Source organism: Achromobacter sp. EG18 (genome assembly GCF_059759395.1).
Map to the genome: position 1 here is coordinate 2,634,725 of NZ_CM186213.1, position 24,456 is coordinate 2,659,180.

Annotated in this window: 20 protein-coding genes; 15 read left to right on the forward strand and 5 right to left on the reverse strand. The window is 67.1% G+C overall.

Annotation, left to right across the window (positions count from 1 at the left end; genetic code table 11):
• Positions 1 to 10: 10 nt before the first annotated feature.
• Together AC6CR5_RS11860 and AC6CR5_RS11865 are read right to left on the reverse strand one after the other, a co-directional pair.
• Positions 11 to 2,272, reverse strand: a complete 2,262-nt coding sequence (locus AC6CR5_RS11860) for a GNVR domain-containing protein (RefSeq protein ID WP_020928826.1) — start codon at positions 2,270 to 2,272, stop codon at positions 11 to 13.
• 105 nt (positions 2,273 to 2,377) lie between these two features.
• Entirely contained in the window at positions 2,378 to 3,514 is a 1,137-nt protein-coding gene (locus tag AC6CR5_RS11865) for a polysaccharide biosynthesis/export family protein (protein WP_006387746.1), read from the reverse strand.
• A gap of 247 nt (positions 3,515 to 3,761) precedes the next feature.
• Here AC6CR5_RS11865 and AC6CR5_RS11870 point away from each other — a divergent pair, with 247 nt between their 5' ends.
• From AC6CR5_RS11870 to AC6CR5_RS11930, 13 genes are all read left to right on the forward strand, one after another.
• Positions 3,762 to 5,171: an undecaprenyl-phosphate glucose phosphotransferase gene (locus tag AC6CR5_RS11870; RefSeq protein ID WP_498085658.1), complete on the forward strand. Its 1,410-nt coding sequence runs from the start codon at positions 3,762 to 3,764 to the stop codon at positions 5,169 to 5,171.
• Between the two features lie 73 nt (positions 5,172 to 5,244).
• Complete coding sequence (locus AC6CR5_RS11875) at positions 5,245 to 5,706, forward strand: GDP-mannose mannosyl hydrolase (protein WP_197745567.1); 462 nt, start codon at positions 5,245 to 5,247, stop codon at positions 5,704 to 5,706.
• Positions 5,703 to 7,133, forward strand: a complete 1,431-nt coding sequence (locus AC6CR5_RS11880) for a mannose-1-phosphate guanylyltransferase/mannose-6-phosphate isomerase (protein ID WP_020928828.1) — start codon at positions 5,703 to 5,705, stop codon at positions 7,131 to 7,133. The genes AC6CR5_RS11875 and AC6CR5_RS11880 overlap by 4 nt, the downstream gene beginning before the upstream one ends.
• Entirely contained in the window at positions 7,126 to 7,533 is a 408-nt protein-coding gene (locus tag AC6CR5_RS11885; RefSeq protein WP_232067163.1) for a VanZ family protein, read from the forward strand. The genes AC6CR5_RS11880 and AC6CR5_RS11885 overlap by 8 nt, the downstream gene beginning before the upstream one ends.
• A gap of 10 nt (positions 7,534 to 7,543) precedes the next feature.
• Complete coding sequence (gene gmd, locus AC6CR5_RS11890; protein WP_006387741.1) at positions 7,544 to 8,653, forward strand: GDP-mannose 4,6-dehydratase; 1,110 nt, start codon at positions 7,544 to 7,546, stop codon at positions 8,651 to 8,653.
• Positions 8,654 to 8,659: 6 nt separating this feature from the next.
• Positions 8,660 to 9,613, forward strand: a complete 954-nt coding sequence (locus AC6CR5_RS11895; protein ID WP_020928830.1) for a GDP-L-fucose synthase family protein — start codon at positions 8,660 to 8,662, stop codon at positions 9,611 to 9,613.
• Between the two features lie 29 nt (positions 9,614 to 9,642).
• A complete protein-coding gene (locus AC6CR5_RS11900; RefSeq protein WP_006387739.1) occupies positions 9,643 to 10,959 on the forward strand; it encodes a lipopolysaccharide biosynthesis protein in 1,317 nt (438 codons plus the stop codon).
• Positions 10,960 to 10,979: 20 nt separating this feature from the next.
• Positions 10,980 to 11,882, forward strand: a complete 903-nt coding sequence (locus tag AC6CR5_RS11905; protein WP_006387738.1) for a glycosyltransferase family 2 protein — start codon at positions 10,980 to 10,982, stop codon at positions 11,880 to 11,882.
• 78 nt (positions 11,883 to 11,960) lie between these two features.
• Positions 11,961 to 13,253 carry an O-antigen ligase family protein gene (locus AC6CR5_RS11910; RefSeq protein WP_020928831.1) on the forward strand — a complete coding sequence of 431 codons (1,293 nt, stop codon included), beginning with the start codon at positions 11,961 to 11,963 and terminating at the stop codon, positions 13,251 to 13,253.
• Positions 13,246 to 14,376 carry a glycosyltransferase gene (locus tag AC6CR5_RS11915; protein WP_054440011.1) on the forward strand — a complete coding sequence of 377 codons (1,131 nt, stop codon included), beginning with the start codon at positions 13,246 to 13,248 and terminating at the stop codon, positions 14,374 to 14,376. The genes AC6CR5_RS11910 and AC6CR5_RS11915 overlap by 8 nt, the downstream gene beginning before the upstream one ends.
• 13 nt (positions 14,377 to 14,389) lie before the next feature.
• Positions 14,390 to 15,277 carry a glycosyltransferase family 2 protein gene (locus AC6CR5_RS11920; protein ID WP_006387735.1) on the forward strand — a complete coding sequence of 296 codons (888 nt, stop codon included), beginning with the start codon at positions 14,390 to 14,392 and terminating at the stop codon, positions 15,275 to 15,277.
• Positions 15,274 to 15,834 carry a putative colanic acid biosynthesis acetyltransferase gene (locus tag AC6CR5_RS11925; protein WP_006387734.1) on the forward strand — a complete coding sequence of 187 codons (561 nt, stop codon included), beginning with the start codon at positions 15,274 to 15,276 and terminating at the stop codon, positions 15,832 to 15,834. Before AC6CR5_RS11920 ends, AC6CR5_RS11925 begins: the two co-directional genes overlap by 4 nt.
• A complete protein-coding gene (locus AC6CR5_RS11930) occupies positions 15,831 to 17,105 on the forward strand; it encodes a glycosyltransferase WbuB (RefSeq protein WP_498085659.1) in 1,275 nt (424 codons plus the stop codon). The genes AC6CR5_RS11925 and AC6CR5_RS11930 overlap by 4 nt, the downstream gene beginning before the upstream one ends.
• A 12-nt stretch (positions 17,106 to 17,117) precedes the next feature.
• Here the strand turns inward: AC6CR5_RS11930 and AC6CR5_RS11935 are convergent, their stop codons facing one another.
• The 3 genes from AC6CR5_RS11935 to AC6CR5_RS11945 form a co-directional block, all read right to left on the reverse strand.
• Entirely contained in the window at positions 17,118 to 17,780 is a 663-nt protein-coding gene (locus AC6CR5_RS11935) for a response regulator transcription factor (RefSeq protein WP_498085660.1), read from the reverse strand.
• A gap of 308 nt (positions 17,781 to 18,088) precedes the next feature.
• Positions 18,089 to 18,835, reverse strand: coding sequence for a response regulator transcription factor (locus AC6CR5_RS11940; RefSeq protein WP_026384896.1), 747 nt, complete (start codon positions 18,833 to 18,835; stop codon positions 18,089 to 18,091).
• 565 nt (positions 18,836 to 19,400) lie between these two features.
• Positions 19,401 to 21,002 carry a glucosamine inositolphosphorylceramide transferase family protein gene (locus AC6CR5_RS11945; protein WP_498085661.1) on the reverse strand — a complete coding sequence of 534 codons (1,602 nt, stop codon included), beginning with the start codon at positions 21,000 to 21,002 and terminating at the stop codon, positions 19,401 to 19,403.
• Between the two features lie 357 nt (positions 21,003 to 21,359).
• Here AC6CR5_RS11945 and AC6CR5_RS11950 point away from each other — a divergent pair, with 357 nt between their 5' ends.
• Positions 21,360 to 22,031: a TetR/AcrR family transcriptional regulator gene (locus AC6CR5_RS11950; RefSeq protein ID WP_026384898.1), complete on the forward strand. Its 672-nt coding sequence runs from the start codon at positions 21,360 to 21,362 to the stop codon at positions 22,029 to 22,031.
• A gap of 59 nt (positions 22,032 to 22,090) precedes the next feature.
• Positions 22,091 to 24,439, forward strand: coding sequence for an acyl-CoA dehydrogenase (locus tag AC6CR5_RS11955; RefSeq protein ID WP_076468140.1), 2,349 nt, complete (start codon positions 22,091 to 22,093; stop codon positions 24,437 to 24,439).
• Positions 24,440 to 24,456: the final 17 nt, after the last annotated feature.

A 24,456-nucleotide genomic window follows, 5' to 3' on the forward strand; every position in this document is an offset into this window, starting at 1 on the left:
TCCGCGGAGGTTACTTGGGGCCGTTCTGCTTGAAATCACCGTAGTAGGCGGCCCGCGAGTAGCGATAGCCGCCGTATTTGGAGCGGAAGCCGAAACGCTCGGGCATCAGCTTCAGGCCGTTGAACAGCACCCCGTCGACCGGCGCGCCAGCCTGGATCAGGCGCTTGGCGGTCTCGCGGATCTCGCCCACGGTGTTCATGCCGGAGCGCACCACCACCATGACCGCGGCCGCGTGGGTGCCGACCACCGCCGCGTCGGGCGAGGACAGCACCGGCGCGGTGTCCAGGATGACCATGTCGTACTGGCTGGCCAGTTCACGCAGGGTCTGGCCGAAGATCGGCGAGGCCAGCAGTTCCGACGGATCGAAACTGACCGCGCCGGTGGCGATGAAGTCCACGCCCTCGGAAACGCTGTGCTTGCGCACCCGCTCCAGCGGCAGCGTGCCGGACAGCACCTCGAACAGGCCGTCTTCCTTGGGCACGCCGAAATAGCGGTTCAACTGGCCCTTGCGGAAATCGGCGTCGATCAGCAGCACCCGCTTGCCGACCCCGCCCTGGATGAAGGCGAAGTTGGCCGACAGGAACGATTTGCCCACGCCGGCCACCGGCCCGGTGAACATGACCATGTTGTTGGTGGACTGCTGCAGCGAGGCCTGCAACACATTGCGGAACGACCGCAGGCTCTCGATCGGCGGCGCGGTGCTCTGGCTCTGCGCCAGCAGCGCCGGCACCGTCGCGTTCTTGCGCCGGCTGCGGCGCCACAGCTTGTCCTGCAGGTCGCTGTGCGGAATCGCGGCCAGCACCGGCAGGCCGGTGTAGCGCTCGACGTCGTCGGGCTCGGACAGGCCGCCGAACAGCGCATTGCGCACGAACGCGCACAGCAGGCCGAAGATGAGGCCGATGGCCGTGGCCACGGCGATGATGATGGCGGCCTTGGGGCGCACCGGCTTGTCCGGCTGCACCGCCGCATCGAGGATGCGCACGTTGCCGACCTTGCCCGCGCGGATCAGGCGCAGCTGCTGCGCGTTGTTGAGCAGCCCGGTGTACAGCTCGGTGTTGACGCGCACGTCGCGCACCAGCCGCACCACGTCCTGCTCCAGATCGGGCAATTGCTTGATGTTGTTGCCGATGCGGTTGACGTCGCCGGTCAGCGAGGCGATCTGCCGATCGATCGCGATGATGCTGGGATGGGTCGGCGCGAACCGCGTGATCATGTCCTGGCGCCGCGCGCGCAGCTCCATCACCTTGGTCTGGGCGTCGACCGACTGCGCCAGGATCAGCTTGGCCTCTTCGCTCAGGTCGATGGTGCCGCGCTTGTTGCGCAGCGAGTTGTACTTGGTCTCGGCCGCGTCCAGCTCGCGCTTGAGCTGCGGCAACTGCTCGTCCAGGAACGCCAGCGACTTCTCGGCCTGCGCCGATTTGCGGTTGACGTTCTGCTGCACGTATTCCTGGCCGATCTGGTTCAGCACCGCGGTGGTCAGCGCCGGATCGTTGCCTTCCAGCGTCACGCCGATCACGCCCGAGGTGCGGCCACGCTCGAAGATTCCCAGGCGCGACTGCACGTCCTCGATCGCCGCCAGGCGCGAGGTGCGCGACACGGTGAACTCGGTGCCGGGCCGGCCGCTGAGCGCATCGATGTGCACGTCCAGCGCGCCGCCGCCAGGCAGCAGGAAATGTTCGGGCTTGCCAACCGTGCCCTTGAACGTGGCGCCGGTGATCTTGTCGCTCAGGGTATAGGCGCCCTCACCCAGGGTGGTGATGCGAAAGGGCTTGCCCAGCCATTCGTTGGGCACGTCCAGCTGCGATACCTGGATGGTTTCGCCGCCCCAGGCATAGCCGCCGCGCGGCAGGCCCGATGGATACGGCAGGCTTTCGTAGCGCCGCGCCAGCCACTCGCCGACCACCGGGAAATAGCGCGGCTTGGCGTGGATGTACAGCATGAACTTGTCGACGGCGGGTCCCACCACCATGCGCGAACGCAGCACTTCCATTTCGCCCGAGGTCTCGGCCTTGGTGTCGAAGATGGCCGAGACGTCGCCCAGCAGGCTGCGGCTCTGGCCTTGCGGCATCTCCTCCTCCACCTGGACGATGATGTCGGCCGAATAGACCGAAGGCGTCACCATGACGTAGGTGACCGCGCCCAGCAGCGCGATAAGCGTGATGGCGATGATCAGCCAACGATTGGAGAAAATGGCGTCCACGTGCGAGGACAGCGGGGTTTCCTGCTGGCGAGCCGGGACGGAGGGCTCGAACGATTCGATAGGCAACGACATGCAGCTCTCCAAGAATAGGCGCCGCCGCGGTCGCGACGCCCCCAAAGGCGTGGGCCGGGACCCGCCGCGCGCGTCCAGCGGCGCGAGGCGGGTTCCGAGGGTCGATTACTTGATTGAATGCACGGTCTGCACCGTTTGCGCGCTCGGGAACAGGTTGCTGATGAAGCGGTTCCACCGCACCAGCGCCGCCGTGTCCACGAAGACGACGTCCTTGGGTTGCAACTCGAACTTCTCCGCCACCGCGTATGCCTGCGGCGAAGCCGCGTTCAGATGGAACACCAGCGGCGTCGCCTGCTCGGTACTGCGCACCACAAACACCTGTGACGAGTCCGCGGTCAACTGGTTGGGGCCTCCCGCCTCGCCCAGCGCTTCGTTCAACGTCAGCCTTCCATCCCGCATCGTTATCGCGGCGGGCGTGGTCACTTCGCCCGTCACGAAAATCTTGCTTTCGTCGCGCGGCGTCACCCGGACGATGTCGCCCGACTTCAGCATCACCTGGTTCAGGTCCTGGCCACGCTCGATCAAGGCGGGCAGGTTGACGCGCGTCTTCCTGCCGTCGCGGATCACATAGACACTGCTGCGATCGCCGGTGGGCAGGATGCCGCCCGCGCGATTGATCGCTTCCAGCAGGGTCATGGGGATGTCGTTGATCGCGACGGTGCCCGGCGTTTTCACCTCGCCCTCGACGTAGACTCGCTTGCTGCGGTAACCCAGCACCCGCACCGTGATCTGCGGATCCTGGATGTACTTGCCTGAACTATTCACTATGAGATTGCGCGCCTGCAGTTCCGTCAACCCCGCCACTTTCAGCAATCCCGTATAGGGAAATTGGATGTATCCAGAGGATGAGACCGTATAGCCCGGAATGCCCGAGGCGGTATCCCCGAAGGCTAGTTCTGTCACCCCGGTGCCGATGGCGTAGGTTTGCGTCGGAAGTACGAGTTCGGGGTGATCCCAGACCACGATCGAAAGGATGTCCCCGGGGCCGATGCGATAGGGCTCGGTCTTGTCGACCAGGCGCGAAACGCCATCATTGTCCAGCAGCGCCTGGCGGGCGCGGTGATCGGCAAGCACCAGCGAAGGCGTGATTTCCTTGATCTCGGCCACGGAATTCGGATCCAGCGGATCGACGAGATGCTTGGAATTGAAGGTCATGCCGGGAGAAAGGGCGCAAGCGCCCAGCGAGGACACGAGCGCGATGGCAGCGATGGCTCGGCTCAACGTTCCGAAAAATGTCGTCATGGCGGATCCACAGTGAATGACTTCGTTGCTTGGAAAGGAGCCCGATGCGTAACGGGTTGCGACATTCCACTCTCTTTTCACGCCCCCGCACATTCGACGGATGCCCTAAGCCTTCTCCTACATCGTTTGGAGGTTTCGGGTACGCCGGGCACTCAATAAGATTTCGACGGTAGCCACATGCTTTGCGGCGGTGCACCGCTGTTTTCCCCGCGGCCGCAGGGCGACTCCCCGAACAAAGGAGTACGCGATGGACCCGTCCCTTACGGACACGTCGGCGAGATCGAGCCGATCCAGCTATCTGTACCGCCTGCTGGATGCGGCGATCGTCATCATCTGCGGCCTGGCCGTGACCGAGCTGAAGTTCTCGGACGAGGCGATGATCGATCCGCCGCAGATCCACCTGTTCCTGATCTATCTCTGCGGCCTGGGCGTCATCGCCCTGTTCCCGGCGTTCAGCCTGTACGTGTCATGGCGCGGCCGCCGGCTGATGGACCTGGTCGTGCGCAGCCTGGCGGCATGGGCGCTGGTGTTCGCGCTCGGCATCCTGGTGAGTTTCCTCATGCACCAGAGCGCGTCGGTATCGCGCCTGTGGGCCGCGACCTGGTTCGGCTCCGCCGCCCTGGCGCTGGCCGGCGTGCGCCTGGCGGCCTACGCGGTGCTGGGCGCAGCGCGCGACCGCGGCCTGGACCGCAAGCGCGTGCTGCTGGTCGGCTTCGGCGCGCTGGGCCACGATCTGTGGCGCCGCGTGGAACGCTATCGCGAGGCCGGCTACGAGGTCGCCGGCATCTACGCCGAGCCCCACGAAAACCTGCCGCCGCAAGTGCGCCGGCTGCACGAGCTGGATGCCCTGCACGGCTTCGTGCGCGAACACAATGTGCGCGAGGTCTGGATCGTGCTGCCGATGGAGGCCGGCCAGGAATTGCGCGAAGTGCTCTATCACCTGCGCAACGACCTGGTGGACATCCGCTGGATTCCCGACGTGATGTCGATCCAGCTGCTGGGCCATCGCATCGGGGAATTCCTCGGCCTGCCCGCGATCCAGCTCAACAGCCTGCCCGCCGCCGGCGTGCGCGGCCTGGCCAAGGAAGCATTCGACCGCGCCTTCGCGCTGTGCGCGCTGTTGGGCCTGTCGCCGCTGATGCTGACCATCGCCTGCCTGGTCAAGCTGACCTCGCGCGGCCCGGTGCTGTTCACCCAGCCGCGCCTGGGCGTGGACGGCAAGGTCTTCCATGTCTACAAGTTCCGCACCATGACCGTGCACCAGGAGCACGGCGTGGTCACGCAGGCCACCCGCGACGATGCGCGCGTCACCCGCATCGGCGGCTTCCTGCGCCGCACCAGCCTGGACGAGTTGCCGCAATTCCTGAACGTGCTGCGCGGCGACATGTCGGTGGTAGGGCCGCGCCCGCACGCGCTGGAGCACAACGAGCTGTACAAGGACCTGGTGCAGCGCTACATGATGCGCCACCGGGTCAAGCCCGGCATCACCGGCTGGGCCCAGGTCAATGGCCTGCGCGGCCAGACCGATACGCTGCGCAAGATGAGCGACCGCGTCGAGCATGACATCTACTACATCCAGCACTGGACGTTCCGGATGGACCTGATGATCATCGCCCGCACGGCGGTATCCGGATGGACGGGGCGAAATGTCTACTGAACCGCTGGGCTGGCCCCCTTTCGCCCCGCCACGCGCCCGCTGCGCGCCCGCGCCGGCGACCCAGCCGCCCGGCCTGCTGGCCGAGAACGATTTCCGCCGCGCGGTGGAGATGCTGCCGCTGGTGTCCATCGACCTGCTGCTGCGCGATGCCGAAGGCCGCTACCTGACCGGCCTGCGCAGCAATCCGCCGGCGCAGGGTTCGTGGTTCGTGCCGGGCGGCCGCATCCGCAAGAACGAGACGCTGCCGCGCGCGCTGCAACGCATCGTCCGCGAGGAACTGGGCCTGACGCTGCCGCCGCAGGCCTGGCGCCCCCGGGGCGTGTACGAACACTTCTATGGCACCAATTTTGCCGGCGAGGCCGGCCGCTCCACCCATTACATCGTCCTCGCCTATGAGGCGGAACTCACGCTGGACACCGCCAGCCTGCCGCTGGGCCAGCACCGCCGCTACCGCTGGCAGCCCGCGGCGGCCATCGCCGCCGATCCGGGCGCGCACCCCTACACCCAGGCCTACTTCAAGGAGTCAGCGCCATGACCAACCCCCATCCTCCGTATCGGGCCGTCATTCTCTGCGGCGGGTCCGGCTCGCGCCTGTGGCCGCTGTCGCGCGAGCTGCTGCCCAAGCAGTTCATCCGTTTGACCGATGACCGCAGCCTGCTGCAGAACACCCTGCTGCGGCTGGGGTCCGCCGGCGCCCAGGCGCGCCCCATGCTGGTCTGCAACGACGCCCACCGCTACATCGCCGCCGAGCAGGCCCTGGAACTGGACATCCACGACGCCGAAATCGTGCTGGAGCCGTATGCGCGCAATACCGCGCCCGCCATCGCCGCGGCCACGCTGCGGGCGATGCGCGACGGCGAGGATCCGGTCATGCTCATCATGCCTTCCGACCATGTGCTGGAGGATGGCCCGGTGCTGGCGGCGGCCTTCGCCCAGGCCTACCAGGCCGCCCGCCAGGGCGCGCTGGTGACCTTCGGCATCACCCCGACCGCGCCACTGAGCGGCTACGGCTACATCCAGGCGGCCGAACCCGGCGCCATGGCGCCCGCCCGCAAGGTGCGCCGGTTCGTCGAAAAGCCCTCGCCCGAAGTGGCGCAGCGCTTCATCGAGGACGGCAGCTACTACTGGAACAGCGGCATGTTCGCCTTCCAGGCCTCGGTCTTCCTGGCCGAACTGGAACGGCTGGCGCCGCGCATCCTCGAACAGGTCCGGGCGGCGGTGGCCGCGGGCCATGGCGAAAACGCGCTGTTCCAACTGGACGGCCCGGCCTTCGAGGCCTGCCCGAGCGACTCGATGGACTACGCCATCATGGAACGCACCGACAGCGCGGTGGTGATTCCGCTGGCCGCGCCGTGGAGCGACGTCGGCGCCTGGGACGCGGTCTGGGGCATCGCCCGCAAGACCGCCGAGGGCAATTCCACCACCGGCGACGTGATGGTCGAGGACTCGCGCAACTGCCTCATCCATTCGACCAGCCGGCTGGTGGCCTCGGTGGGGCTGGACGACATCGTGGTGATCGAAACGGCCGACGCCGTGCTGGTCGCCCACAAGACGCGCTCGCAGGACGTCAAGCGGCTGGTGGAGGCCTTCAAGGTGCAGCACCGCAGCGAACTGAACCACCACCGCGAGGTGCAGCGCCCGTGGGGCTCGTACGACTCGGTCGGCCAGGGCCCGCGCTACCAGGTCAAGCGCATCACGGTGAAGCCGGGCGCGCGCCTGTCGTCGCAGATGCACCACCACCGCGCCGAGCACTGGGTGGTGGTGTCGGGCACGGCGCGCATCTACAACGGCGACAAGCAGTACCTCCTGACCGAAAACCAGTCGACCTACATCCCGCTGGGCGAGGTCCACAGCCTGGAGAACCCCGGCAAGATCCCGCTGGAGATCATCGAGGTGCAATCCGGCGCCTATCTGGGCGAGGACGACATCGTCCGCTTCCAGGACATGTACGGCCGTGTCTGAGTCCCGGCGCGCGGCCTCATCCTTCTGGCGGCCGGGCCTGGCGCGGATCTGCCTGCCGCTGGCGGCGCTGTTCTTCGCCACGCTGGTGACGGTGGGCAACCTACCGGGCCTGGCCGCCGAGATGTCCGACGCCTTCGGCGACAAGCGCCTGCACCTGGCGGCCTACGCCTTCCTGACGGTGCTGGTCTACCTCTCGGTGCAGCGGCGGCCGGGCCTGACGGCGCTGCTGGCCGTTTCCGCCCTGGGCGCGCTGGATGAAGGAATCCAGTCCTTTTTTGCCTATCGACAGGCCGAACTCTTAGACCTTTTGGCCGATATCTCTGCGGCGGGTGCGACAGTAATCTCGTTGAACATCGGTTCCGCAGCCTTCGGCTCCTTTCGTGCAGTGACTAAGTCTTAAGGATAAAACCATGCCAAAACGGGCACTGATTACCGGCGTCACCGGCCAGGACGGCGCTTACCTGGCCGAGTTCCTGCTGGCCAAGGGCTATGAAGTCCACGGCATCAAGCGGCGCGCATCGCTGTTCAACACCGCGCGCATCGACCATCTGTACCAGGATCCGCATGACCAGCCGCGCAACTTCGTGCTGCACCACGGCGACATGACGGACTCGTGCAGCCTCATCCGCATCGTGCAATCGGTCCAGCCCGACGAGATCTACAACCTGGCGGCGCAGAGCCACGTCGGGGTGTCGTTCGAAGAGCCGGAGTACACCGCCAACGCCGACGGCCTGGGCACCCTGCGCCTGCTGGAAGCCATCCGCATCCTCAAGCTGGAGGACAAGGCGCGCTTCTACCAGGCCTCGACCTCGGAGCTGTACGGCCTGGTCCAGGAAACCCCGCAGAAGGAAACCACGCCGTTCTATCCGCGCAGCCCCTACGCCGCCGCCAAGCTGTACGCCTACTGGATCAGCGTGAACTACCGCGAGGCCTACGGCATGTATGCCTGCAACGGCATCCTGTTCAACCACGAATCGCCCAAGCGCGGCGAAACCTTCGTGACGCGCAAGATCACCCGAGGCCTGGCGCGTATCGTGCTCGGCCTGCAGGAATGCCTGTACCTGGGCAACCTGTCGGCGCTGCGCGACTGGGGCCATGCGCGCGACTACGTCGAAATGCAGTGGCTGATGCTGCAACAGGACACGCCGGAGGACTACGTCATCGCCACCGGCATGCAATACAGCGTGCGTGAATTCATCAATACGGCAGCGCGCGAGCTGGGCATCCTGCTGGCGTGGGAGGGCGAAGGGCTGGAGGAAACCGCCACGGTGCTGTTCAGCCCGGTGCACGACATCAAGCCGGGCCAGGTCATTGTGCGGGTCGACCCGCGCTACTTCCGCCCCACCGAGGTCGAGACCCTGCTGGGCGATCCGACCAAGGCGCGCGAAAAGCTCGGCTGGTCGCCGCGCACCAGTTTCGCCCAGCTGGTCAAGGAAATGGTGGAAAGCGACCTGAAGGACGCCCGGCGCGATGCGCTGGTGGAACAGAACGGCTACGAAATCTACGCCTACAAGGAGTAGTCCGCCATGAGCAACCTGGACCAACGCGTGTTCGTGGCGGGCCATCGCGGCATGGTGGGCGCCGCCCTGGTGCGCGAACTGCAGGAGCGCGGCTACCGCGACATCATCACGCGCAGCCACAGCGAACTGGACCTGGAAAACCAGAACCAGGTGCACCGCTTCTTCTCGACCACGCCGGTCGACGTGGTGTACCTGGCCGCCGCCAAGGTCGGCGGCATCCTGGCCAACCAGAACCATCCGGTGGATTTCCTGTACCGCAACCTGATGATCCAGTGCAACGTGATCCGCGCCGCCTACGCGGCCGGCGTGCGCAAGCTGCTGTTCCTGGGTTCGTCCTGCATCTATCCGCGCGAGGCGCCGCAGCCGATCCGCGAGGACGCGCTGCTGACCGGGCCCCTGGAAGCCACCAACGAGCCCTACGCCATCGCCAAGATCGCCGGATTGAAGCTGTGCGAAGCCTACCAGCGGCAATATGGCGCGCGCTTCATCTGCGCCATGCCGACCAATCTGTACGGGCCGCACGACAACTACGACCTGCACAGCAGCCATGTGCTGCCGGCCCTGATCCGCAAGTTCCATGAAGGCCGCGAGGCCGGCCAGGACAGCGTCACCCTGTGGGGCAGCGGCAAGCCGCTGCGCGAGTTCCTGTACGTGGACGACCTGGCGCGGGCCTGCGTGATGCTGATGGAAACGCCCGCCGCCGAGGGCATCTACAACATCGGCGCCGGCGAGGACCTGTCGATCGCCGAACTGGCCCGGGTGGTGGCGCAGGTAGTGGGCTACCAGGGCCGCGTGGACTACGACGCCAGCAAGCCCGACGGCACGCCGCGCAAGCTGATGGATTCGTCGCGGGTGCGCGCGCTGGGCTGGAAGCCGGAGATATCGCTGACTCATGGCGTGACGCTGGCCTACGGCCATTTCCTGCGCGAGCAGGCGCGCCAACCGCTGCCCGTGGCCTGAGGCCACGCCTATCGAGAACAGGCATTCCGATGTACCGACTCATCAGGAAGCACGTCGCCGGCAATGCCTCGTTCTGGGGGCTGGTGGAATACGGCATCGGCCCGGTCGCGGCGCTGGTGGCGCTGCCCATCCTGTTCCGCCAGCTGGGCACGGTGGGTTTCGGCCAGTACTCGATGATCATCGCGCTGGCCGGCTTCGGCAATGCCGCCAACCTGGGCGCCGCCGTCACCGCCACCAAGCTGGTGTCCGAACGCATGCACGAGCCGGGCGGCGCCTACCGCGCGGCCGGCGTGGCCATGTCGCTGATCGGCTGCGCGCTCGGCGTGGTAACGCTGGCGGCGGCATTGCTGTGGCTGGCGGTGCGCTGGGGCTGGCCCGCCGCCACCTTCGGCGGCGTGGCGGTGACGCTGCTGGCGATGCCGGCGCTGGCGGTCTACCTGACCCAGCAGTACGACCAGTTGATGTCCGGCTGCCTGAAGGGCCGCGAGGATTTCCGCGCCACCGCGCTGTGCGAAGTCTTCAGCCGCAGCGGCACCATGGGACTGGCCTGCGTCGCCGCCTGGCTCACCGCCTCGCCCACCTGGACCGGCCTGGCCCAGGCCGCCGGCCTGCTGCTGGCCGGGTCGGTCAAGATGCGGGTGTTCGCGCGCCGCTATGGCCACGTGCTGGTGCGGCCGGTGCGCGACCGCGGCGCGATGCTGGACGCCTTCCGCTTCTCGCGCTGGTCCTGGCTCAACAGCCTGAGCGCGCTGGCCTTCGGCTCCGTCGACCGGGTGCTGGTGGGCAGCCTGATGGGACCCGCCGCGCTGGCCATCTACACCGTCGGCGTGCAGGTCGGCCAGATGATCCACACGGCGTCCGTGGCGATTTTCCAGAAAGCCATGCCGCGCGTCAGCCGCCTGTCCGCCGCGCCGCCGCATCCGGGCGCGGCCGAAGAGGAAATCCGCCGCCTGATGCTGTGGAACCTGGCGCTGTCGGCCGGCGCCACGGTCGCGGTGCTGGCGGTCAGCCGGCCCCTGCTGGACCTGCTGCTGGGCCACGCCCTGGCCGACGGACACCTGGGCACCTTCCGGCTGCTGATCGCGGCCTCGGGGCTGCTGTCACTGAACGCCGCGGCCCATTTTTCGCTGCTCGGGCTGGGGAACTCCCGCGCCGTGGCGATTCTCAATGGCCTGGGCGGCCTGGCCATGCTGTGCATCATGGCCGCCCTGGTGCAGGCGGCGGGCGAGCATGCCGCGGCCTGGGGCCGCATGGCCTACGCGGCGATCACGCTGGCCGGCGTGGCGCTCGCCATCCGTCAATCCCGGCCAGACTACCCCGGCGCCCTGCCTGCGGCCACCCGGTAGCCACCATGTTGAGGTCATATATGCGCAAGCGTCACACCGAATACTCGCGCCAGCTCATCGATTTCGTGCGCGAGTTGCGCCCGCCCGCCCCCATTGCCGCTGGCCTGCTGCCCAAGCTGACCATCGTGACCCCCTCGTACAACCAGGCCCGCTTCCTGGAGCGGACCATCATCTCGGTGCTGAACCAGGGCTATCCGCGGCTGGAGTACATCATCATCGACGGCGGCTCGACCGATGGCAGCGTCGACATCATCCGCAAGTACGAACGCCACCTGACCTATTGGGAAAGCATGCCGGACCGCGGCCAATCGCATGCCATCAACAAGGGCTTCGAGCGCGCCACCGGCGACTACGTCGGCTGGCAGAACTCCGACGACCTGTACTATCCCGGCGCGCTGCGCAAGCTGGGCGCGGCGGCGGCCCGCGGCCGGGCGCCGATCGTCAGCGGCAACCTGTTCGTGGCCGATGCCGACAACCGCATCTTCCGCAAGATCCACTACACCCCGGTCAACCGCGGCACGCTGACCGTGGTCAAGGCCTCGATCCCGAACCAGTCGGCCATCTTCCGCCGCGACCTGCTGCGCAAGCACGGCCTGCTGCAGGAGAGCATGCGCTACTGCATGGACCTGGAATTGTGGAGCCGGCTGCTGCGCGAAGGCAGGAACCTGATCGTGCCCGACGCCATGGGCGTCTACACCGCCCACGACGAGACCAAGACCGCGCTGATGCAGGACGTGCTGCTGGAGGAACGCGAACAGATCGTCGACCGCATCCGCCGCACCGAGCCGGGCATGGGCAAGCTGTACGGCCTGTCGTGCCGCGCCTCGCAGGTGGCGGCGCATGCGCGCCAGGGCGACCTGTCCTACCTGGTGGAGAAACTGGCGATCAAGCTGTTCGGGCGCGACGACTGGGCCGCGCACTAGGGCCCGTTGGCACTGAAAGGAGCCTCGCCCAAGCCCGCGACATCCCCGACCCAGCCCCTTCCCCGCCATGGAGCCGTCATGCATCCGCACCGCCGCCTTTCCACGCTGCACCTGCTGGGCCTGTTCGCGTTCACCGCGCTGGCGCTGAACGACGACCATTTCATCCTGGGCGTGGGCAGTTTCAAGCTGTCGCCCTTCGACCTGCTGTTCGTGGCCATCCTGGTGGTCAAGGCGCTGCGGCTGGCGGACCCCGCCGCCTATGCCCTGCCGCGCGGCGCGCTCGGCATGCTGCTGGGCCTGCAGGTGCTGTCGGTGATCTACCTGGTGCTGGTGTCGCTGCACCATCCGGGCATCGAGACCGGCGACGTCGCGCGCGACCTGCGCATCGTGTTCTATTTCCTGTGCACGCCGTTCCTTTGCTACAAGGACATCGACGGGCCCGCCGCCTACGCCGTGTTGCAGAAGTACATCGTGGCGGCCTGCCTGGCGGTCGCCACCCTGATGCTGCTGGAACAGTTGCAGGGCTTCAGCGTCGCCAACCCGTTGCGCAACGTCCGGCTGGGGGTATGGGCGATTCCGTTCGGCGTGGTGTCGCTGCTGTACTTCCGCAAGACCCTCAACGTGTCCGGGCCCAAGGCCTATGCGCTCACCGTCTACATGCTGCTGGCGCTGGTGTTCTCGCTGAACCGCAGCCAATACCTGCAGCTGATGGTGGCGGTGCTGATGGCGGTGATGCTGGCCTCGGGTTCCGAGGTGCGCCGCCGGGTGGTGCTGATCTTCGCCCCGGCGGCGGTCGCCGGCATCCTGGTGTTCGCCAGCATCGGCTACCTGGACGTACTGACCAACCGCGTCTTCAGCGTCGAGCGCCTGGACGAGGACTCCAGCTACGGCGCCCGCATCCAGGAAATGCAGGGCCAGATGGATTCCTTCGCCGAGAGCCCCGTGTTCGGCAAGGGCGCCGGCTTTCGCAGCTGGGTGATGGGCGAGAACGGCTTCGAACTCAGCACGTTCGCGCACAACTCCTGGGCCTTCTACCTGATGAAGTTCGGCATCGTCGGCACCGTGATGATCATGCTGCCGCCGCTGCTGATCCTGCTGCTTTCGCTGTTCCGGCGCTACGCGCACCCGGGGCTGGAGCTGCATCGCCGCTACCTGCTGGCCACCGCGCCGATCTATATCTTCGTCGACTCGCTCTCCGGCGGCCTGGCCTACGCGCCCAAGACCGCCTTTACCGGCTTTCTGCTGTGCTACTGCCTGTCGCTGATACGCAATGCCCGGGCGCTGCCCGTGCCCCGGCCCGCGGCCGCGGCCTCCAGCCAACGCCCGGTCGCCGCGCGCCGGGCTCCACCGCGAGTAATGCCCCATGCCTGATGTCCTGTTTGTCGCGCCCGACCTGCACGGCGGCGTCGGAAGATGCGTCGCCTTCATCGCCGACGCCTTGCCCGAACGCGGCGTCGACGCCTCGCTGTTCCTGCTGCGCTCGCGCAACCGCGAATATCCGGTCGCCAACCCGCGCGTGACGCGGGCGCTGCCCGTGGTGGAGTCGCCCGCCTCGCTGCGGCTGATGCTGCCGCTGGCGTTTGCGCGGCTGCTGGCGCAGATCCGCCGCGAGCGGCCGGCCATCGTCTGCTCGCACGGCCTGCTGTGCAACATGCTGGTGGTGCTGGCCAGGAAGATCCTGCGCGGCAACTTCGCCACCGTCGCCTTCGAGCACAGCAGCCCGGCGATCCACTATGGCGCCTCGCGCATGCGGCGCCTGAAGTGCTTTCTGGTGAGCCAGACCTATCGCCGCCATGACGCCGTCGTCGGCGTTTCGCGCGGGGTCAAGGAAGACCTGGTCAGCATGTTCCCGCCGCTGCGCGGCAAGGTGCGCACCATCTACAACGGCGTGCCGCTGGACGACGTGCGCGAGCAGGGCGCGGCGCGGCCGGCTCCGGCATCCGACGCGGCGCCGTATCACGTCGTCGCGGTCGGTCGGCTGGAGGCGGTCAAGGACTACGCCACCCTGATCGACGCGGCCGCGTTGCTGGACGATCCCGGCATCCGCTTCACCATCCTGGGCGAAGGCTCGGAACATGCCGCCCTGCAACGGCGCATCGACGCGCGCCCCTCGCGCAGCCGGGTGACCCTGGCCGGCCACATCGACAACCCGTTTCCGGTGATCGCCGGCGCCGGCGCCTTCGCCCTGACCTCGGTGCGCGAAAGTTTCGGCAATGTGCTGGTGGAGGCCCTGTGCCTGGGCATTCCGGTCATTTCCACAGATTGTCCGCACGGGCCGGCCGAGATCCTCGATGCCGGCCGCTACGGGCTGCTGGTGCCGGTGGGCGACGCGGCGGCCCTGGCCGCGGCGGTGCGCCGCCTGGCTTACGACGGCGACATGCGCGCCAGGCTGGCGGCCGACGGCCCCGGCCGCGCCGACGCCTTTTCACTAGAACGGCATTGCCGCGACGTCATCGAGCTGTTCCAGCCGCTGATGCAGCGCGGCGCGTCCTGAACAGGAAAGCATCATGTCCAAGATACCGGTATCCGTGGTCGTCATGACCAAGAACGAAGAACGCAACATCGTCAAGTGCCTGAAGGCGCTGGCCGACTTCGACGAAGTCTTCGTGGTCGACTCCGACAGCACCGACGCCACCTGCGCCCTGGCCACCGCGCTGGGCGCCAGGATCAGCCATTTCCAGTGGAACGGCAAGTACCCCAAGAAAAAGCAATGGTGCCTGGAACAGCTGCCCTTCACGCATCCGGTGGTGCTGTACGTGGACGCCGACGAAGAGATGACGCCCGAACTGGCCGCGGAGATCCGCGCCACGCTGCCGCGCTTTGCGGCCGGCGCCGGCGGCGCCTTCGTGCCGTTCGACTACGTCTTCTGCGGCCGCAAGCTGCGCCACGGCCATCGCGTCTACAAGCTGGCGCTGCTGGCGCGCGAGCGCTCGCGCTTCCTGGACTACGACGACCTGGACGTGGCCCACATGTGGGAGGTCGAGGGCCACTACCAGCCCCAGGTGCAAGGCGAGACCTTCGCGCTGCGGGCGCGCATGGTGCACAACGACCATGATTCGCTCTACCACTACTTCGACAAGCACAACCGCTACTCTGACTGGGAAGCCAATCTGCGGACAAAGGGCCTGATGAACGATCCGCGCGAGGCCAACGTGGGCGCGCGGGCGCTGCTCAAGCGCCTGTTCCAGGCCATGCCGTTCAAGGCGCCGGTGTCGTTCCTGCATTCCTACCTGCTGCGCCTGGGCTTTCTCGATGGCCGCGCCGGTTTCGACTACGCCGTGGCGCGCGCCATGTACTACTGGCAGATCCGCATCAAGACCGAGGAAATCCAGCAGGCGCGGCGCGCCGCCGCCGCAGACTCGCAAGGCGACGCCCTGCCCGGAGCCGCCAAATGAGCGCGCTGCAGCGGCTCGACCGGTTCTCCCTGGCGCCCGGCCAGCGCGGCCGGTCCGCGCTCACGGTGCAACTGTGGTGGCTGGTGCAGGGCACGCTGTTCCGCTGGTCGCCGCAGGTCGCCTATGGCTTCCGGCGCTGGCTGCTGCGCTGCTTCGGCGCGCAGATCGGCCGCAAGGTGCTGATACGGCCCAGCGCCACCGTGACCTATCCCTGGAAAGTGGACATCGGCGACTACGCCTGGATCGGCGACGACGCGGTGCTCTACAGCCTGGGCCCCATCCACGTCGGCGCGCACGCGGTGGTCTCGCAACGCAGCTACCTGTGCGCGGCCGACCACGACGCGGCGCAACCGGATTTTCCGCTGCGCGAGCGCGCCGTGCGCATCGAGGACGGCGCCTGGGTCGCGACCGACGTGTTCGTCGGCCCGGGCGTCACGGTGGGCCGCGAGGCGGTGGTGGGCGCGCGCAGCTCGGTATTCCGCAGCCTGCCGCCCGCCATGGTGTGCCTGGGCAACCCCTGCCGCCCCGTCAAACCGCGCGTGGCGCCGCCGGCATGAAGATCCTCCTGTACGGCATCAACTACGCGCCGGAGCTGACCGGCATCGGCAAATACAGCGCCGAACTGGCCGAGTGGCTGGCGGCCCGCGGCCATGACGTCAGCGTGGTCACGGCGCCGCCCTACTATCCGCAATGGCGCGTGCATGACGGCTACCGCGCGGGCCGCTACCGCAAGGAAACCCGCGCCGGCGTCACGGTCAGGCGCGCGCCCCTGTGGGTGCCGGCCCGGCCCGGCGGCGCCAAACGCCTGCTGCACCTGGCCAGCTTCGCCCTTTCCAGCCTGCCGTCGCTGTTGCGCGCGGCCGCCGGCCGGCCCGACCTGATCCTGGTGGTCGAGCCGGCCCTGTTCTGCGCGCCGGCCGCCTGGCTCGCCGCGCGCCTGTGCGGGGCGCGCGCCTGGCTGCACATCCAGGACTACGAGGTCGACGCCGCCTTCGACCTGGGGCTGCTCAAGGGCGCCTGGCTGCGCGCCGCCGCGCGGCGCGCGGAACGTTGGCTGATGCGGCGCTTCGATCGCGTGTCGACCATTTCGGGGCGCATGCTCGACCTTGCCTTGTACAAGGGCGTCGAACCGGACAAGGCGGTGCTGCTGCCCAACTGGATCGATGTCCACGCCATCGCGCCGGACCGCGCCGGCGACCTGCGCGCCGAACTCGGCATCCCGGCCGATGCGGTGGTGGCGCTGTATTCCGGCAACATGGGTGGCAAGCAGGGCCTGGAGACCTTGGCGCAGGTGGCCCGCCTGCTGGAAGGCGACGAACGCCTCTGGTTCGTCTTCTGCGGCCAGGGCCCGGCGCGGGCGCCGCTGCAGGCGCAGTGCCAGGGACTGGCGCGGGTGCGCTTCCTGGACCTGCAACCCGCCGAGCGCCTGGCGGCGCTGCTGAACACCGCCGACATCCATCTGCTGCCGCAACGCGCCGGCGCCGCGGACCTGGTGATGCCGTCCAAGCTCACCGGCATGCTGGCCAGCGGCCGTCCGGTGGTATGCGGCGCGGCGCGCGGCACCGAGCTGGCGGGGGTGGTGGCGCACTGCGGCCTGGTGACGCCGCCGGAGGACGCCGTGGCCATGGCCGAGGCGGTGCGCAAGCTGGCCGGCAATGCCCAGGTCCGCGAAACGCTGGGCGCCGCGGCCCGCCGCCATGCGCTCGATCACCTGCACGTGGACGCGGTGCTGGCGGCCGCCGAACGCGAATTCGCCGCGGTCATCGGCCCCCGCGCGGCGCCCGCGCCGCAAGCGGCCGATGGCGCGCGCCGCGACGCCGGCCGCTGAAGCCGCGGCCCGCTACGGCGTGTCGTCGCGCTTGCCCGCCGCCGCGTCGTTGCCGCGCACCAGGCCCATCTGTACCGCGATGTAGGCCGCTTCGGCCTGGTTGCGCGCATTCAGTTTCCAGTACAGCGTGCGCGCGTGGCTCTTCACGGTGGCCACGGAAATCCCCACCTGCTGGCCAATTTCGCGCATGGTCTTGCCCTGCACCAGCAATTGCAGGATCTCTTCCTGCCGCTGGGTCAGCTCGCGCAGTTCCTGCAGCGGCGCATGCGCGGTCGCCAGCGGGCGCGCGGTGGGTTGCGGATAGCACTCGCCTCCCGCCAGCACCAGGCTGACCGCGGCGGCCAGCGCGTCGGGGCTGGAAGCCTTGGGCAGATAGCCGGCCACTCCCGCGCGGGCGCAGGCCGCCATCATGCTCTGGTCCAGCACCGAGTACAGGGCCAGCACCAGGCGCGGCATGAACAGCGCCATGGCCTGCGACAGCAGGCCGATGTCGGGTTCGGCCACGCCGCTGCAGCCGATCACCAGCAATTCCACCGGCCGGTTGATCGAACCGGGCATGTTCACAAGATGGGCTGGCGAGATCGCCAGAATGTCCTCGGCGTTCCGTACCCGCTCCAGCACATGCTGGATGGCGACACGAAGCAGAGCGTAGTCTTCGATTAGAACGGTTGTCATCCCGGGGGGAACCTTGTGACGCAGGGCCCAGACACGGTTCCCATGGCCGGGCTGCGCACGGCTGCGACGCTGGTTCCAGCACGTCGCCAGGCTCACGGGAATCTCGTCCGCCGCGCGGCATCGTCAGGGCGGGCATTGTGATTCGCCATTTCGATCCATGCTTGCGGACACGACCCATGCTATCAGCGGCTACGTTCGCTGAATCTCGTTCAGGAGGATGATTGGAGGAGGAATGCTGCGGCACGGCGACCGCCGATGCTGCAGGATCTACGCCCTAGGCGGGATGGCGGGGCCGGCCCGCCAGGCCCCTATCCCAGCTTGCGCCCGTAAAGCTGGCCCGCGTCCACTTCGCGGCCGTTGGGCTCGTGCCATTCCAGCGTGGCGCCGCGTTGCAGGGCCGCGTACACGGCTTCGCCCTTGTTCTTGACGTGCAGGCGCTGATACAGCGTGCAGGCATGCGTCTTGGCCGTTGCGACCGAGATATTGAGCATGCGGCTGACCGTCTTGATCGGATAGCCCCGTGCCAGCAGCACCAGCACTTCGTACTGGCGCGGCGTGATCTGCAGCAGCTGGGCGCCGGCGCTGACCGGCATGGTGCCCTTGGCGCCCTCGTCGACATCGCGCGCCGGCAAGGCGCACGCCGCCTGCGAAGGCGACTGCAAGGCCTGTTCGCTTGGAAAGCACTGGCCGCCCGCCATGACCAGGCGGATCGCCGCTTCCAGGATTTCCACCGATGCCGTTTTCATCAGGCAGCCGTAGACGCTGGCGCCGGGCAAGCCCTGCACCGGCATCGGCAACGGCATGACATCGGTCAACAGCAGAATGCGCTTCGGGCTGAGTTCGCGCTGGATTTCATGCAAGGTGCTCCAGGCTTCCTCGCTGTCCACGGGCAGGCCGTAGATCAACAGATCGGCGCCCGCATGCGCGCCGTTGGCCTTGGAAACATCGGCCAACCCCATCCCCTCGATTTCCCACACATCGTCCAACTTGCTCAGAATCTGCCATAACCCCAGCCGCAAGAGCGGATGGGCTTCAATCAGGACCATCTTGGCCATGGTGTCCTCCCGGTTGTTCAACAGGCCTAGAAGGGATCTTCGCTGTGCTGAAGACTATTTTTTTCCAGCCCTCGCGGGGGTGGTCCGCAATATCCCGGAATATCTAATGACGCTGCACCGGGCCATTTGGGCTGGGAGACTTTCGTAGCCAACATAACGGATGGCATGAACCCATCTTATGGTTCGAAATTGGCAAAATCAAGACGCTTGCAGGCGATATAATCCGACAAAAACAGAAATCATTCGTTAGCCTTAATCACCCTCGTAAATCAGGATGAGGAACCGCCATCATCCTTTCATCCGCTAGGGTTTTTACCGAGATTCCCGGGCAGGCCACGGCGCCCCACCCTCTGTGCCGCCTGGGCAAAGGCCCCGCCGGGACGCCGCGCTCAGGCCGGCGCGCGGCGCCGGCAGGCGCCATCGCCGCGGACCGCGGGAACGGCGGGAAGAGGTGGAATTCGCCGGCAGGCTTGTCGATATGTTTCCGCTGACACATTAAGCCCGGACATCGCCATCGCAATCGAAATATAGGTAACACTTTTATTTTCGCCCATCACGCCGTCATTTACTCCATATAGGCGAAGTCGAATACCGTATGACCGCCCTGGTGGTGCCAATGGTGCATTGAAGCATGGCGTTTTCTCAAAAAGCTGGCGTAATGGATTTCGCCATCCGTCTCGACGTAGGTGGACGGCGACAGCTCTTCGATCCGGTTCAGCGAGACGCCCTTGCCGTAGTGGCAGAAGCCTTGGTACTGGGCGCAGCGGATCACCTCTCCGCCAGGCGAGACAACGATTCCCGCGTTGCGGGCCCGCATGGGGTTGCGCACGATGGGGTTGCAGGCGTGCGGCGTCCAATGGCTGGACCGCGGCGAGTCGGCGAAAAAGGCGAACAATTCGTCGCAGTGGCTCTGGCCGTCCGTGCGATCGATATTGGTTAACAGCCACCAGTATTCGCCGCGCTTGAAAATAATGGTATCGACGGCGGAAATATTCGTCATCAGGGTTAAGTCCAACTCCCATTTCAATGGAAAATCGGTGCATTTCCATAATTCTATGCTGCGATTTCCGCAGGTTTCCGGAACCATGTAGGTCACGCCTTCATATTCAAAAACATACGGAAAAGATAAATGGTAGGGCAGGTTCAAGGCCGTCCCCAATAGCCGGAAAGCCCCGTCCGAGTAGGTTGCGACCGAAATCGTGCCCTTCCGCGAATTGAAATCGTAATCCTCGAAAAATATATATGGATTCTTGTCCTTGGTATATACGAAGGGATCCGCGAAAAATCGGCCCTTCGGTGGCTGCAATACCATCGCTTCGGAAATCACCGCCTGCTGCCGGGTCGAGGGAAACATACCAATGCGCCAGCGCACATTGCGTTTCATGACGCGCCGCACAATCAAATCGCCCATTAACCAGGCCTGGCGCGCGATGTAGGCGGCGCTGTCCCATTCGGCCGGATCGTCGCGGCGTTCGCCGCTCATGATCTGCATGCCGGGCAGCGCCGCGCCCGGCCGCGCCCGCGCCAACGCCTGCAAGGCGTCGTAGATCATGAAGTTGCCCAGGCTGAAGGCGCGGGTCTGGTTCTTGAGCCAGAACACTTCGGTATTGAAGCTGCGCTGGTCCAGCAACGCGTCCTCCTCGGCGCTGGCCCCCATGCGCCACAGTTTCACCGTGGTGTGGTCCGCGCGCTGGTAGACCTCCCAGAATCCCGCATAGCGGCTGGTGGACACGGCGATATCGGAATAGCTCAGCTGCCATACCCCCAGCCGCGCCCAGTCGGCCATGCGGGCGCGCAGCGATGGCAGGCCCCCCAGCATGATCACCAGGTCCAGGCCGAGCGCGGCCACGCCGTCATCGCGTCCGCCGTCGTCGGGATCGGCCGGCAGTGTCAGCAACGCCGTTGACGGCGGCAAGCCGTCGCGCATGTCGTGGCAGGTCAGCATTTGCCGTTGCCGGACGGGCAGCAGCCGCGACTCGAGCCGCGACAAGGTGCCGAACAGCGCCTTGGCGCTCAGGCGCGGCGCGGGACCGGTGGTCGCCTTTTCCAATACCAGCAAGGCCGAGAAATCGAAATCCTGGCTGCGCGCGAGCCACTCAGCCATGTCGTGGATCCAGCCGGGCTGGTCGGTCCCGTCCACCAACAGCCCCACTCTGTAGGTCGTCATGTCTCCTGCTCCTGTGTCAGGGCGATCTGGCCTGCGGCACCGGAACGGCGATCGGGCTCGCCAGCCGCATCCACGGTGCAACGCTCTCAAGTCCTCGCGCTGATACTGCGGCGTTTCGGCGAGGTCTTCCAGACGGCTTTCAACCTAGGGCGCTCGTCCGAGGACAAACGGCGCAGTGCCGTTTGGGCGAGGCCCGGCGCCCGTCCTCGGCCAACGGAACGGCCTCTCGTGCAAAGGAACGAGGCGGGTCGTCCGGGCCGCCTCGGGATTCAGGCGCACCAGCTAGGGATAACCACTATCGCCTGCCGGCACCGGGGCGCGCATACTTCTTTCAAACGAACGTTTGAATTCAACCTAATGCAAGAACTCAGATCCTCCAGCACCCGCGAATCGATCCTCGACACCGCCGAAGCGCTGTTCGCGCAGCAGGGCCACGACGGCACGTCCATGCGCCAGATCACCGGCGCGGCGGGCGTCAACCTGGCGTCGGTCAACTATCACTTCGGCTCCAAGGAATCGCTGGTGCAGGCCGTGCTCAAGCGCCGCCTGGAAGTCCTGAACCGCGAGCGGCTGCGCCTGCTCGACGAGCTTGAGGCGCAGGCCCAGGGCAAGCCCCTCAAGCCGTCGCAGATCGTCGACGCCTTCTTCGGCACGCTGCTGCGGCTGGCCGCCGATCCGGAGCAGGCCGGCAGCACTTTCCTGCCGCTGCTCGAACGCACCATGACCGACCCGGCCGGCTTCATTCGCGCCCTGTTCGCCGAGGAATACGCCGACGTGCTCGAGCGCTACCGCAATGCCCTCTTCGCCGCGCTGCCCGACGTGCCGCGCGCCGAGATCGTGTGGCGTTTCCAGTTCATGCTGGGCGCAACCTCCTACGCCATCATCGGCACCGACCTGCTGCGCTCGGTGACCGGCTGGACGCTGGACGAAGCCGAGCAACCCGACAACCCCGAGCTGCTGCTGCCCCGCCTGATGAGCTTCCTGCTCGGCGGCCTGCGCGCTCCCCTGCCGCAGCATCCCGCCACTTAGGCCCCAGGGGTCAGCGCGGTGCGGCGGTTCCAGAAGATATCGAGAAAGGAGACAAGGAAATGAACGCAGTCATCGTCGCGCTGGTCGTCATCGCGCTGCTGGCCGTCGTCCTGCTGGGCGTGCGCCCGGTCAGGCGGGCCTTGCTGTCGGCGCCGATCTTCAATCTCTACCGCAAGGTGCTGCCGCAGATGTCGGACACCGAGCGCGACGCGCTCGAGGCCGGCACGGTGTGGTGGGAAGGCGAGCTGTTCCGCGGCCGCCCCGACTGGAAGCGCATGCTGGCCTATCCGCGCCCGCGCCTGACCGAAGAAGAACAGCATTTCCTCGACCACCAGGCCGAAGAAGCCTGCCGCATGGTCAATGACTGGAACATCACGCAGGAACGCTTCGACCTGCCTCCCGAGGTCTGGGACTATCTCAAGCGCAGCGGCTTCCTGGGCATGATCATCCCCAAGGAATACGGCGGCCTGGCCTTCTCGGCCTATGCCCACTCCGAGATCGTGACCAAGCTGTCGACGCGCTCGTCGGCGCTGGCGGTGTCGGTGATGGTGCCCAACTCGCTCGGCCCCGCCGAGCTGCTGCTGCACTACGGCACCGAGGAACAGAAGAACCACTACCTGCCGCGTCTGGCGCGCGGCGAGGAAGTGCCGGCCTTCGCGCTGACCAGCCCCTGGGCCGGTTCCGATGCCGCCGCCATCCCCGACAGCGGCATCGTCTGCAAGGGCGAATGGCAGGGCCGGGAAGTGATCGGCATGCGCGTCAGCTGGGACAAGCGCTACATCACGCTGGCGCCCGTCTGCACGCTGCTGGGCCTGGCCTTCCGCCTGTACGACCCGGACGGCCTGTTGGGCGGCAGGAAGGACATCGGCATCACCTGCGCGCTGGTGCCGCACGACCATCCGGGCGTGGACACCGGCCGCCGCCACTTCCCGCTGAACGCCATGTTCATGAACGGCCCGACCCGCGGCCAGGACGTGTTCATGCCGCTGGACTTCATCATCGGCGGCCCGGCCATGGCCGGCCAGGGCTGGCGCATGCTGATGGAATGCCTGGCGGCCGGCCGCTCGATCTCGCTGCCGTCTTCCAACACCGGCATGTCCAAGCTGACGGCCCGCGCGGTCGGCGGCTACGCCCGCGTGCGCAGCCAGTTCCGCACCCCGGTCGGCAAGTTCGAGGGCGTAGAGGAAGCGCTGGCCCGCATCGGCGGCCACACCTACATGATGGACGCCGCGCGCAGCATGACCGCCGGCGCCGTCGACCTGGGCGAGAAGCCCTCGGTGGTGTCGGCCATCGTCAAGTACCACGTCACCGAACGCGCGCGCCAGGTCGTCAACGACGGCATGGACGTGATCGGCGGCAAGGGCATCTGCCTGGGGCCGTCCAACTTCCTGGGCCGCGCCTACCAGCAGATCCCCATCGGCATCACCGTGGAAGGCGCCAACATCCTGACCCGCAGCCTGATCATCTTCGGCCAGGGCGCGATCCGCTGCCATCCCTACGTGCTGGCCGAGATGCGCGCGGCGCAGTCGCCCGACCGCAGGCAGGGGCTGGATGATTTCGACCGCGCCTTCTGGGGCCACGTCGGCTTTGTCGCGCGCAACAAGCTGCGCGCGCTGGGCACCGCCCTGACCGGCGGCCGCTTCGTCGGCATCGACGCCGACGTCGCGCCCGAAATGAAGCGCTACTACCAGTTGCTGAGCCGCTATTCGGCCGCCTTCGCGCTGCTGGCCGACACCTCGATGCTGGTGCTGGGCGGCAGCCTCAAGCGCCGCGAGCGCCTGTCGGCGCGCCTGGGCGACATCCTGTCGCAGATGTACCTGGCCAGCGCCGCGCTCAAGCGCTTCGAGGACGAAGGCCGCCAGAGCGCCGACGCGCCGCTGGTGCACTGGTCGGTGCAGGACGCGCTGTTCCGCCTGCAGGACGCCATCGACGGCGTGCTGGAAAACTATCCCAACCGCCTGGTGGCGTGGAGCCTGCGCCGCATCGTCTTCCCCTGGGGCCGGCCGCAGTCGCTGCCGTCCGACCAGCTGGGCCAGGACGTGGCGCGATTGCTCATCAACCCCGGCGCGACCCGCGACCGCCTGACCGCCGGCTGCCACCTGCCCGCGACCGCCGACGAACCGGTCGGCGCGATCGAACAGGCGCTGGCCGCCACGCTCGAAGCCGAACCGATCGAATCGAAGATACGCGAATTCGAGAAAAGCGGCGCGCTCGAAGGCAACCCGCAGGCCAACGTGCGCGACCTGGCCGACGCCGTCTTTGCCGCCGGCGGCATCACCGCCGAAGAATATGCGGTGGTCAAGCGCCGGAATACCTTGCGCGACACCGTGGTGAAAGTGGATGATTTCCCTTTTGATCTCGGCATCACCGGCGCGGTCAAGCCCGTGGCCGAACGCAAGGCGGCCTGAGGCCCGTCCTCACACCA